Raw genomic sequence first — 11,460 nt, forward strand, 5'->3', positions numbered from 1 at the left:
TGAGAGCGCCTGTAACGAAGGCGCCCGGCTATTGAGAAAGCACCCCATGAATGATGCCCTGCAAAACCTGCAACCCTACCCGTTCGAGAAACTGCGCGCCCTGCTCGGCAGCGTGACGCCCAATCCCGACAAGCGCCCGGTCGCCCTGTCCATTGGTGAACCCAAGCATCGCTCGCCGGATTTCGTCGCCAAGGCCCTGGCCGACAACCTCGATCAAATGGCGGTCTACCCCACCACCCTGGGCATCCCGGCCCTGCGCGAAGCCATCGCCAGCTGGTGTGAACGCCGCTTTGATGTGCCGACAGGCTGGATCGACCCGGCGCGCAACGTGCTGCCCGTCAATGGCACCCGCGAGGCATTGTTTGCTTTCACCCAGACCGTGGTTCAGCGCAGTGACGACGGCCTGGTGATCAGCCCGAACCCGTTCTACCAGATCTACGAAGGCGCAGCCCTGCTCGCCGGCGCCCAGCCGCACTACCTGCCTTGCCTGGCCGAGCACGGCTTCAATCCGGATTTCGACGCGGTCTCGCCGGATATCTGGAAACGCTGCCAGATCCTCTTCCTGTGCTCGCCGGGCAACCCGACTGGTGCCCTGATCCCCCTGGAAACGTTGAAGAAACTCATCGGCCTGGCCGACCAGTACGACTTCGTGATCGCCGCCGACGAGTGCTACAGCGAGCTGTACTTCGACGAAGCCACCCCGCCACCAGGCCTGCTGAGCGCCTGCGCCGCCCTGGGCCGTGAGGACTTCAAGCGTTGCGTGGTGTTCCACAGCCTGTCCAAGCGCTCCAATCTGCCAGGCCTGCGTTCGGGGTTCGTCGCCGGTGATGCCGAGATCCTCAAGGCATTCCTGCTTTACCGCACCTACCACGGTTGCGCCATGCCAGTACAAACCCAACTGGCCAGTATCGCAGCCTGGAACGACGAGGAGCACGTACGCGCCAACCGTACCCTGTATCGGGAAAAGTTCGACGCAGTACTGGACATCCTCGCCCCGGTCATGGACGTGCAGCGTCCGGACGGCGGCTTCTATCTGTGGCCGAATGTCGGCACCGATGACGCCGCATTCTGCCGCGACCTGTTCGTCGACCAGCATGTCACCGTCGTGCCGGGTTCCTACCTGTCACGGGAAGTCGACGGTTTCAACCCTGGCGCCGGTCGCGTGCGCATGGCCCTGGTTGCACCACTGGCCGAATGCATCGAAGCCGCAGAGCGGATTCGCGACTTCGTCAGCAAGTAAACGCCAGCCTTTGCCGCAGCACGCAATGTGCTGCGGCAGCCTCGGTACGAATTTGTATCAAGTCTGATACGGATTGGCCGATACTCCCTGAACTCATAAAAAATCAGGGAAGACCTTATGAATCCGCTTTCGAATCTGCTTAATACTTTCACGTCAGCTTATAAAAGCGTCGATGCCGCCAGTCGCACCAGCGCCAGCAGCACCAACACTGCCTCCACCGCAGTCAGCGGGCAGGATGAAAAAACGCCGGGCGCCGACAGCCTGACCCTGTCCAGCACCGCCGTCGAACTGAGCCAGAAGACCTCCTACGCCGCACCCTACTTCCCGACTCGCGCGAACATGAGCGCCAGCGCGCTGATGATGGCCGTGGCCAACCCGGGCCTGGTCTCCAGCTCCAAGGGCCTGTCATTCGCCGACGTCGCCACTGCCGCCCGCAAAAGTCTGGACGACAAGTACGCGCAGATGAAAGCCAGCGGCAGCCCGTACGACGCCAACAGCCCGGAAGGTCGCGACACCAATTCCCTGCTCGGCGACCTCGACCGCCGCTCGCTGTATGCGATCAGCAGCAACCAGGGCGGCTTGTTCACCAAGGACGAGCAGGACGCCGCCAGCAATGCCATGAGCCAGCAGATCTCCCTGGCTATCGGCATCTATAAAGGCCCGAGCAGCCAGGCTGGCAATTTCGTCGACCCTTATGCCGGCAACGACGCCGCCCGCCTCAACGCCGCGCTGAGTTTCCTCACCAGCGTCAGCCCGGAAGAGCGCAATTCGACGACCTGGCTGCAACAGCGCCTGGCGGTCGAGAACGGCATCGCCAGTATCAAGAATCCGGCCGCCGACAACAAAATCCCGGCGACCCTGTTTGAAGTGCTGGCCCAGACGAGCGACGAGCCGGGCGCTGACGACGAGGACCCGACCCAGATCAAGGCCGGGATTGCCAATAACACAACGGCGGCGAAGGCCCCGACCATCAACCCGACGAAGACTTCGGCGAGCTGATAGGCCACACCCATAACCGGCTGAGTGAAATCGGTATGCGTAGAGCGGCTTTAGCCGCGAGGATGCTCTCGCGGCTAAAGCCGCTCCTACGGGGATGTGTCTACAGCACTGGATCAGGCAGCCAGCGGCTGACCTGTCAGGGTAATGTCCACGCCCGGCGAGCCAATGGAGTTGGCATCAGCCACTTGGGCATAGGCGCCCAGAGTGCCCGCCTTGGCATAGGTGTAGTGCGGGTCGCTGGTGGACGTCTGGTCCCATACCGCCGTATAGCTGTCCTTCGAGCCGCCAAACGCCGTGCCGGTATGGCTGCCGGCTTTGAATGTGCCGCTGGTAATGGCGGAGGTCGTGATGGACGCGCCGTCCGCGTCAAACGCTGCAGCACCGTAGTTGAAGGCCGTCGCCACGTTACCGTTCTGGTCGTAGATCACCACGCCATCACCTTTGCCAAGGCCCGGGCCGTCAACGTTGATGACGTTGCTGGCACCCGTCAGGTTCCAGGCCGTTTTGAATGCCCCCGCAGCCGAGTCTTTCACCGAAGCAATGACCAGGGTCTTACCAGCGGCGATCTGCAGGTTGCTGCCCAGGGAAACACCCGAGACGAAGGTCTTGCCGTCTGAGTCGGTGAACTTCCAGTTGGACAGGTCAATGGCAGTGGTGCCGTAGTTATACAGCTCGACGAAGTCACCACCCGTTGAGTTGGATGCCACTTCGCTGATCAGCAGATTGTAGTGCGGCACTTCGCCGGTCTTGAAGCTGAGGTTCTGGCTGGCGATGGCGTTGTTGTAGTGATCGGCCACGGCGTTGGACTGCAGCTCGACGCTGTATTGGGTATTGGCGGCGAGCTTGGCAGTCGGGGTCAGAATGACCTTGTTGTAGTCCACCTTCACGCCCGTGCTGGCGTTGTCGAAGGTCTGCACCACATTGCCGTTGCCGTCCTTGAGCACGATCTTGCCACTGCCCAGCGCCACGCCTTCGTCGAAAGTCAGGGTAATGCTGGTGGTATTCTTCGATACCCCGGTCGCCGCATTCGCTGGCGTGCTGCCGACCAGCTTGGGCGCGGTGGTATCGGTCACCGGGTTGCCGACGGTCACCAGATTGCCTTTGAACTGCTGATCGGCAGCGTTGAGGTCCTTGGATGCCTGGGTCTGGCCAGCCCACACGGTGTCGCCGTTGTCCTGCAGCAACAGGATCTGGGTGCCTGCCTTGATACTGGCGGGCGAAGCAATGGATTCAAAGCTGCCGCCGGTGGCCTTGAGCAAGGCATCGAGGTTGTTATCCCGCTCGACCGGCTGGTGGGTCTTGTCACCGTCCCAGGTGAACAAGCGGAAATCGTTCGGCACATCTGCGCTGGCGCCGCCCGAAGGACCGGCAATGATCAGGTAGCCGCTGCCGTCGCTGGCCTTGTCGATGGAGCGGATACCGCGACCGCCCAGGTTCAGTTCGATGGCTTCAAAGTTCGGCGCCTTGGTGCTGTCGGCCAGCACGTCCTTGTAGTTGCTCAAGGAGATGATCAAGGCTTTATCGCGTGCGACGTTGTCCATCTGCGGGGCGCGAAAGCCCAGCCACAGGGCGCTGTCGTTACTCGAGGTGGTCATGCCTTCGATGGAGAAGCCGTTGGTGTTCTCTGGAGCAATGCCCGCACCGGCTGACGTGGCAAAACCGTAATAACCCGCTGCCTTGCCGTTCGCGCCCGAGGCATCCCAGGCGGTCAGCGCGGCAACCAGACCGGTGTATTTGTCGGTGGTCACCGAGAAAGTCGGCTTGCCGTCGACGGCGGTGATTTTCAAGCTGGTAATCACCTCGCGACCAGGGGCCTCCACTCCTTTCTTGTCGTTACTGTGGGAGCCGGTCAGATACAGATTGCTGCCCACCAGGGTCATGGCTTCGAAGTCCATCTCACCGGTGAGCCCCAGCGCGGTGCCGTAGTTGAATTCGCTGATGGCCGGGCCACCGTTTTTGTCGTACACCCGCACCACGTTGGCTTCGTCATCGCCGACGATGATGTAGTTACCCCACGCCACTACGCCCGATGCGTCGGACGAACCGAAGGTGCTGCCGACCTTGGGTTTGAAGGTGAACTCGGTGGGCTGCGGGGCGGGCGGATCGACTGGAGTCACCGGGTTGGCCGGCGTGGTGGGTGTGGTCGGCGCCGTGGGTGCTGTGGCCGGGTCGCCGTTGGTGATCAGGTTAGTCGCCAGCTTGTTGACCAGATCTGCGGTGCTCTGGGCACCCTTGAACTGTAGCGCGGTGTTGAGCTCGGTATTGCTGGGTGAACGACCGACGATTGCCTGATAGGTCAGGACGACCTGAGCCTTGTCAGCGGTGGCACTCTGCCCTTCAGAAGAGGCAGTGATAGAAGACAGCAGGCCCGAAACACTGCCGCCATTACTCAACTGCGCGCTCCAGTACGCCAGGCCCGCCGCATCCGGGGCACGGCCCAAGGTGTTTTGATAGAGCGTGGAAACCAGCTGAGAGACAGATCCACCCGCTACGTTGGCGAACTCGGTGGACCCGGCGAACGAATGGGTCACATCATCCAGCGAGGTGCCGCTGCGTACCTGCTGCGTCCAGTACTGCAGACCTGCGGTGTCGGGAGTACGGCCAAAAGCGGCCTGATACAACGCAATGATCGGCTGTACCGTGGTCACCGACTCGGTCGAGGTGGTGAAACTGCTCACCACATCCGAGAGTTTTGCGCCGCTGGACTCTACCTGCGCGGTCCAGTAGGCCAGACCTGCAGCATCGGGCTCACGACCGAGAATATTCTTGTAATAGGAGGTGATCGATTCAGTGGTAGTGGCCATGATGTCCGGGCTCTGTATCAAAATGGATACGCGACCGTAACAATGGATTTTGACGAATTCGTTTCAGGGGGGCAGAAAACCCGTGAGTCCCCCCGCAGGACCGGCCTCAGCCGGGAGCACGCGCTCGCGGCTGAAGCCGCTCCTGTCAAAAGCCATCAATCAGCGATCGGCTCCACTCACCGCGCCGAAAACCGCGCCTCAATCAGGTCCAGTTCGCTCAACACCTGGCGTAAGGCGTCATCGCCGATCTTGTGATGGCGCCGCAGCGCGTAAAGCTCCAGACGCTGCGCACGCAAGGCGCTGACCCGCAGGCGGCGCTCCAGCTGGTCCATGCGCCAGGCCAGCGCCTGCGCCTCCGAGGTGTCATTGAACACCTCCAGTTGATGGCGATACTCCGACATGATTCGCGCCTTGACCTCGGTAGCCATGGCCGCTTGCGCAGCCTCCACCGGGCCATCACCTGGCGCTGGCGCATCGGCCTCGAGTGCACGAATGGCGGCTTCGGCCGTGCTTTTCCAGGCCTGCTGCACCTCTTGCTTCGTCGCCTGATCCGGCGCCAGGGCGATACCGCGCAGCAACAGCGGCAAGGCCACGCAGGCCGAGATCAGCGACAACAGGATCACCCCGGCGGCGATGAATACCATCATGTCCCTCACCGGAAACACCACGTCGGCGCCCATCAACATCGGCACCGACAACACGCCAGCCAGGGTTACCGTGCCGCGCACGCCGCCAACCGTCAGCAACCAACAGGCCCGGGCCGTCAATACGCCGGTGGCGCTGTCCCGGCCGAGCTTGTTATCAATCAGCACCCGCAGCCGCCAGAACACCTGCACCCAGACAAAACGCAGGGCCAGCAGCACCAGGAAAATCGCCAACACCTCCAGGCAACGCCAGAACAATACCGGCCACAGCGTCGGCTGGTCATGTACCACCGCACTGATGATGTCCGGCAGTTGCAGGCCCAGGAGCAGAAAGATAAGGCCGTTGAAAGCGAACTCCAACAGCGCCCAAACGCTGCGATTTAGCAAACGGGTACTGGTCTGGCGCGGCAGCAAATCGACCCAGCTCTGCATCATTCCTGCGGCGACGGCGGAAAGAATGCCCGATGCGCCCAGGCGTTCGGCCAGCACATAAGCGGCAAACGGCAATAGCAGCATGAACACCACATGGGCTGCCGGGTCATCCCAGCCGCGATCGATCATCCAGCCGCGCATGCGCCCGACCAACCAGCTCAATGCCACACCAATGGCCAGGCCGCCACAGGCCACCAGGACGAAGGTCAGGCTGGCATCGGCCAGGGAAAACAATCCGGTCAGCGCCGCAGCGAGGGCAAACTTGAAGGTCACCAGGCCCGAGGCGTCGTTCATCAGGGCCTCGCCCTGCAACATATACATCAGCGGGCCTGGCATACGATCGCGGGCAATGGCCGACACCGCCACGGCATCCGTAGGTGACAGCACCGCCGCCAGGGCAAAAGCCAGGGGCAACGAAATATCGGGCAACAACCAGTGAATGAAATAGCCTGCGCTGACCACAGTAAATAAAACCAGGCCCACCGCCAGCGTCACGATCGGCCCGCGATAGCGCCACAATTCACGCTTGGGCATGCGCCAGCCGTCGGAGAACAGCAACGGCGGTAAAAACAGGAACAGAAACAGCTCCGGGTCCAGCGCCACATGCAATCCCAGGGTCGGCCAGGCCAACAACGCACCCGCGGCGATCTGCACCAGCGGCAATGGCACGGGTAGCAACCGCCCGAGGGGCCTGGACACTGCAACCAAGGTCAGCAGGATAAGGACGGTGTAGGCAGTTTGCATGCAGATATTCCTGACAGGCGCTGAACGCTCCAGATGGCTGAATCCCATCCTAGCCGCTCAGGCCTGTGCTGTGCCTTACACCTAGGTATGAAGGGGGCGATTTTTTGCCTACCAAAAAATCCGAAATTGCCCACAGCCGGACATCTGGAACGCAACTACAGGCCGATGTAACGTTTTTCATTGGCACCACAGATCTGTAGAAGCTGCCGAAGGCTGCGAAAGCGGCATATGAGCCAAACCCCATTCGCAGCCTTCGGCAGCCCCTACACTAAATCTCGCCCCACTTCAGACCGTTAATGCCAACACTGTGCAACACAAAAAATAAACACCTGCCATACAGCATCCTGTCATCCCCCATGGTGTATAGAGCTTGCAGCCAGTCACACGCCGCCGCGATATCGAGACAGACCGGGCGCCGGATGCAATGGCATGGCATAATCCCCGGCTGTTTTTTTTGATTCCATGGGGACGTTCTGGCGATGGGCAATTCCACCAGTGGCCACGGCGCTATCAGCCTGTACGGCATCAAAGCATGCGACACCATGAAAAAGGCTCGCACCTGGCTCGATGAAAAGGGTGTGGACTACCAGTTCCACGATTACAAGGCGGTCGGTATCGATCGTGAGCACCTGACGCAGTGGTGCAACGAACACGGTTGGCAGGTAGTGCTCAACCGCGCCGGTACGACCTTTCGCAAGCTCGACGATGCGCAGAAGGCCGATCTCGATCAGGCCAAGGCTATCGAACTGATGCTTGCGCAGCCTTCGATGATCAAGCGCCCGGTGCTGGATCTCGGCGACAAAACCCTGATTGGCTTTAAACCTGAACTGTACGCAGCGGCCATCGCCTGATTGAGATGGCCTTTTAATCTAGAGGTATTTACATGTCCACTTCCCTGTTCAGCCTGGCCTTCGGCGTTGGCACTCAAAACCGTCAAGGCACCTGGCTGGAAGTTTTCTACGCCCAGCCCCTGCTCAATCCGTCTGCCGAACTGGTCGCTGCCATTGCGCCGATCCTGGGCTACACCGGCGGCAACCAGGCGATCACCTTCACCACCGACCTGGCTTCAAAGCTGGCCGATGCGCTCAAGTCCGTCGATGCCGCCCAGGCTGCCCTCCTGACCCGTCTGGCCGAGAGCCACAAGCCGCTGGTCGCCACGCTGCTGGCCGAAGATGCCGCGCTGACCTCCACCCCTGAGGCCTACCTCAAACTGCATTTGCTGTCCCATCGCCTGGCCAAGCCGCACGGCCTGAGCCTGGCCGGGATCTTCCCGCTGCTGCCGAACGTTGCCTGGACCAGCCAGGGCGCCGTAGACCTGGGCGAACTGGCCGAGCGTCAACTGGAAGCGCGTCTCAAGGGTGAGTTGCTGGAAGTGTTCTCCGTCGACAAGTTCCCGAAAATGACCGACTACGTGGTGCCAAGCGGCGTGCGTATCGCTGACAGCGCTCGTGTGCGCCTGGGTGCCTACATCGGCGAAGGCACCACCGTGATGCACGAAGGCTTCGTCAACTTCAACGGCGGCACCGAAGGCCCTGGCATGATCGAAGGCCGCGTTTCTGCAGGCGTCTTCGTCGGCAAGGGTTCGGACCTGGGCGGCGGTTGCTCGACCATGGGCACCCTGTCCGGTGGCGGCAATATCGTGATCAAGGTCGGTGAAGGCTGCCTGATCGGCGCCAACGCCGGTATCGGTTTCCCGCTGGGCGATCGCAACACCGTCGAATCCGGTTTGTACGTTACCGCTGGGACCAAAGTCGCCCTGCTGGACGACCAGGGCAAGCTGGTCAAAGTGGTCAAGGCACGTGAACTGGCCAACCAGCCTGACCTGTTGTTCGTGCGCAACTCGCAGACCGGCGCGGTAGAGTGCAAGACCCGCAAGTCCGCGGTCGAGCTGAACGAAGCGCTGCACGCTCACAACTGATCGATGCTGCCTCCGGGTTCGGGCCTTCGCGGCCCGGACCCGCTTCACCGGGTTATATCGATGACCATGTTCCTGCCCTCCCCCTGGCGTGCTGACTTTCCAGCCATCGCCGAACTGCAACGGCAAGGCCAGACCTATCTGGACAGCGCCGCGACTGCACAAAAACCCCAGGCCCTGATCGACGCCCTGACGCGTTATTACGTCAATGGCGCGGCCAACGTCCATCGTGCCCAGCATATGCCGGGCATGCTCGCGACACAGGCCTTCGAAGACAGTCGCAACCATGTCGGTCAATGGCTCAATGCCGGTGAATCCGGACAGATTATTTTCACCCACGGCGCCACCCCGGCCTTCAATCTGCTGGCCTATGGCCTGGAGCATGAGTTCGTGGCCGATGACGAAATCGTCGTCAGCGCCCTGGAGCACCACGCCAACCTGCTGCCCTGGCAGCAACTGGCGCAGCGTCGCGGCCTCAAGCTGGTGGTATTGCCGCTGGACGCCAATGGCCTGATCGACCTGGCCGCTGCCAGCCAGTTGATCGGCCCCAAGACCCGCCTGCTCGCCGTCAGCCAACTGTCCAACGTGCTCGGCACCTGGCAGCCGCTGCCTGCCCTGCTCAAACTGGCGCAAACCCATAACGCCCTGACCGTGGTCGATGGCGCCCAGGGTGTGGTCCATGGGCGCCATGACGTGCAGGCACTGGGCTGCGACTTCTATGTATTTTCCAGCCACAAGCTCTATGGCCCTGACGGCGTCGGCGTGCTCTATGGCCGCCACGACGCATTGACACGTCTGCATCACTGGCAGTTTGGTGGCGAAATGGTCCTGACCACCGACTTCCATCAGGCCAGCTTCCGCCCCGCGCCCCTGGGCTTTGAAGCCGGTACGCCGCCGATTGCCGGGGTGATCGGCCTCGGCGCCACACTCGATTACCTGGGCGAGCTGGATCAGGACGCCGTGTTCGAACACGAAGCAGCCCTGCATCAACTGCTGCGCGACGGCCTGCGCCAGCGTGACGGCGTGCATCTGCTCGGCGCGCCGCAACTGGCCCTGGCCAGCTTTGTCGTCGATGGCGTGCACAATGCCGACCTTGCCCATCTGCTGACGGAGCAAGGCATTGCCGTGCGTGCCGGGCATCATTGCGCCATGCCGCTGCTGCAAAGCCTCGACCTGCCCGGCGCGTTGCGCGTGTCGTTGGGCCTGTATAACGACTCGGAGGATATCCAGCACTTCTTCAACGGCCTGGATCAGGCCCTGGACTTGCTGCGATGAGCCTGCCGAGCCAAGCCCAGGAAGCCCTGGATATCTTCGGCCAACCGCAAGGCTGGGAGCAGCGCACACGCCTGCTGATGCAATGGGGCGAGCGTCTGCCTGCCCTGAGCGACGAAGAGAAGAGCGACGACTACCGGGTGCATGGCTGCGAAAGCAAGGTCTGGCTGCTGGGCAGTGTCGAGGACGGTCACTGGCAGTTTCGCGCGGCCAGCGATGCGCGGTTGATTCGCGGGCTGGTGGCGTTGCTGCTGGCACGGGTCAACGGCTTGTCTGCGGCGCAGCTGCAGCAAGTCGACCTGCCCGGCTGGTTCGAACAACTAGGGTTGAGCCGCCAGCTCTCGCCCTCGCGCAGCAACGGCCTGAACGCCGTGCTGCAGCGTATGCGCAAGATGGCGTTTAGCTAACGCTGAAATGGCTTCTCTGTGGGACCGGCTTTAGCCGGGAGGACGTTCTCGCGGCTAAAGCCGCTCTACAGAGTGCTCTGCTTCATGGGTTAGCCTTGACCCGCTCCGAAGGCCGACGCGCACCCGCCACAATCTTGTCCACCGCCTTGGTCGCCGCCACCATGCCGAAGGTTGCGGTGACCATCATCACCGCACCGAACCCACCGGCGCAGTCGAGCTTGACGCCATCGCCAACAAAACTCTTCTGCAGGCAGATGCTGCCGTCCGGCTTGGGGTAGCGCAGCTGTTCGGTGGAGAACACGCAGGGCACGCTGTAGTGGCGGTTGGGTGTGCGCGAGAAGTTGTAGTCGCGGCGCAGGGTCGAACGCACTTTCGACGCGAGCGGGTCGTTATAGGTGCGGTTGAGATCACAGACCTGGATCTGGGTCGGATCGATCTGCCCGCCCGCGCCGCCGGTGGTGATGATCTGGATCTTGCGCCGCTTGCACCAGGCAATCAGCGCGGCCTTGGCGTTGACGCTGTCGATGCAGTCGAGCACGCAGTCGATCTCTGGCGTGATGTAGTCGGCCATGGTCTCGCGGGTGACGAAGTCAGCTACCGCGTGAACCACCACATCCGGGTTGATCGCTCGCAGCCGTTCGGCCATGACCTCGACCTTGGGTCGCCCTACCGTCCCCTCAAGGGCGTGCAACTGGCGATTGCTGTTGCTGACACAGACATCGTCCATATCGAACAGGGAAATCTCGCCCACGCCCGTGCGGGCCATGCCTTCCGCCGCCCACGAGCCGACGCCGCCAATACCGACCACAGCGACGTGGGCGGCGCGCAAACGCTCCAGGCCTTCGATGCCGTACAAACGGGCGATACCGGCAAAACGCGGATCTTCAGTGCTCATGGGCCTTACCTCAAAAAACCGGCGCGCAGTATAGAGCGCCTTATGGCGCCGTTACACATGGTTTTGCTTTAAGATAGCCGCCTTTTCATGCTTTGAATCCTGCCACCG

Annotated in this window: 9 protein-coding genes; 6 read left to right on the forward strand and 3 right to left on the reverse strand. The window is 61.9% G+C overall.

Annotated features, from left to right (window positions below; all coding sequences use genetic code 11):
* The first annotated feature begins 46 nt into the window (after positions 1-46).
* Entirely contained in the window at positions 47-1,240 is a 1,194-nt protein-coding gene (dapC, locus tag AC1Z24_RS24630) for a succinyldiaminopimelate transaminase (protein ID WP_483743068.1), read from the forward strand.
* A gap of 117 nt (positions 1,241-1,357) precedes the next feature.
* Entirely contained in the window at positions 1,358-2,239 is an 882-nt protein-coding gene (locus AC1Z24_RS24635) for a hypothetical protein (RefSeq protein WP_483743069.1), read from the forward strand.
* A gap of 113 nt (positions 2,240-2,352) precedes the next feature.
* Here the strand turns inward: AC1Z24_RS24635 and AC1Z24_RS24640 are convergent, their stop codons facing one another.
* Together AC1Z24_RS24640 and AC1Z24_RS24645 are read right to left on the reverse strand one after the other, a co-directional pair.
* The gene (locus tag AC1Z24_RS24640; protein ID WP_483743070.1) at positions 2,353-5,043 is read right to left on the reverse strand and encodes a DUF3616 domain-containing protein; all 2,691 of its coding nucleotides are present in this window, start codon (positions 5,041-5,043) and stop codon (positions 2,353-2,355) included.
* Between the two features lie 176 nt (positions 5,044-5,219).
* Positions 5,220-6,863, reverse strand: a complete 1,644-nt coding sequence (locus AC1Z24_RS24645; protein WP_483743071.1) for a Na+/H+ antiporter — start codon at positions 6,861-6,863, stop codon at positions 5,220-5,222.
* A 479-nt stretch (positions 6,864-7,342) separates the two neighbouring features.
* On the opposite strand from AC1Z24_RS24645, the gene AC1Z24_RS24650 reads away from it, so the two are divergent.
* The 4 genes from AC1Z24_RS24650 (at position 7,343) to AC1Z24_RS24665 (ending at position 10,457) form a co-directional block, all read left to right on the forward strand.
* Positions 7,343-7,714, forward strand: coding sequence for an ArsC family reductase (locus tag AC1Z24_RS24650; protein ID WP_483743072.1), 372 nt, complete (start codon positions 7,343-7,345; stop codon positions 7,712-7,714).
* A 32-nt stretch (positions 7,715-7,746) separates the two neighbouring features.
* On the forward strand, positions 7,747-8,781 hold the full coding sequence (dapD, locus tag AC1Z24_RS24655) for a 2,3,4,5-tetrahydropyridine-2,6-dicarboxylate N-succinyltransferase (RefSeq protein WP_483743073.1): 1,035 nt from the start codon (positions 7,747-7,749) through the stop codon (positions 8,779-8,781).
* Between the two features lie 66 nt (positions 8,782-8,847).
* Positions 8,848-10,053 carry an aminotransferase class V-fold PLP-dependent enzyme gene (locus tag AC1Z24_RS24660; protein ID WP_483746709.1) on the forward strand — a complete coding sequence of 402 codons (1,206 nt, stop codon included), beginning with the start codon at positions 8,848-8,850 and terminating at the stop codon, positions 10,051-10,053.
* Entirely contained in the window at positions 10,050-10,457 is a 408-nt protein-coding gene (locus AC1Z24_RS24665; protein WP_483743074.1) for a SufE family protein, read from the forward strand. Before AC1Z24_RS24660 ends, AC1Z24_RS24665 begins: the two co-directional genes overlap by 4 nt.
* 82 nt (positions 10,458-10,539) lie before the next feature.
* Here the strand turns inward: AC1Z24_RS24665 and tcdA are convergent, their stop codons facing one another.
* Positions 10,540-11,352, reverse strand: coding sequence for a tRNA cyclic N6-threonylcarbamoyladenosine(37) synthase TcdA (tcdA, locus tag AC1Z24_RS24670; RefSeq protein ID WP_483743075.1), 813 nt, complete (start codon positions 11,350-11,352; stop codon positions 10,540-10,542).
* Positions 11,353-11,460: the final 108 nt, after the last annotated feature.

This window comes from Pseudomonas sp. JL23 (assembly GCF_056933585.1).

What these genes read in the sequence shown, in the direction of transcription:
- dapC (WP_483743068.1), top strand. Translation starts at nt 47, where the DNA reads ATGAATGATGCCCTGCAAAACCTGCAACCCTACCCGTTCGAGAAACTG.
- AC1Z24_RS24635 (WP_483743069.1), top strand. Translation starts at nt 1,358, where the DNA reads ATGAATCCGCTTTCGAATCTGCTTAATACTTTCACGTCAGCTTATAAA.
- AC1Z24_RS24640 (WP_483743070.1), bottom strand. Translation starts at nt 5,043, where the DNA reads ATGGCCACTACCACTGAATCGATCACCTCCTATTACAAGAATATTCTC.
- AC1Z24_RS24645 (WP_483743071.1), bottom strand. Translation starts at nt 6,863, where the DNA reads ATGCAAACTGCCTACACCGTCCTTATCCTGCTGACCTTGGTTGCAGTG.
- AC1Z24_RS24650 (WP_483743072.1), top strand. Translation starts at nt 7,343, where the DNA reads ATGGGCAATTCCACCAGTGGCCACGGCGCTATCAGCCTGTACGGCATC.
- dapD (WP_483743073.1), top strand. Translation starts at nt 7,747, where the DNA reads ATGTCCACTTCCCTGTTCAGCCTGGCCTTCGGCGTTGGCACTCAAAAC.
- AC1Z24_RS24660 (WP_483746709.1), top strand. Translation starts at nt 8,848, where the DNA reads ATGTTCCTGCCCTCCCCCTGGCGTGCTGACTTTCCAGCCATCGCCGAA.
- AC1Z24_RS24665 (WP_483743074.1), top strand. Translation starts at nt 10,050, where the DNA reads ATGAGCCTGCCGAGCCAAGCCCAGGAAGCCCTGGATATCTTCGGCCAA.
- tcdA (WP_483743075.1), bottom strand. Translation starts at nt 11,352, where the DNA reads ATGAGCACTGAAGATCCGCGTTTTGCCGGTATCGCCCGTTTGTACGGC.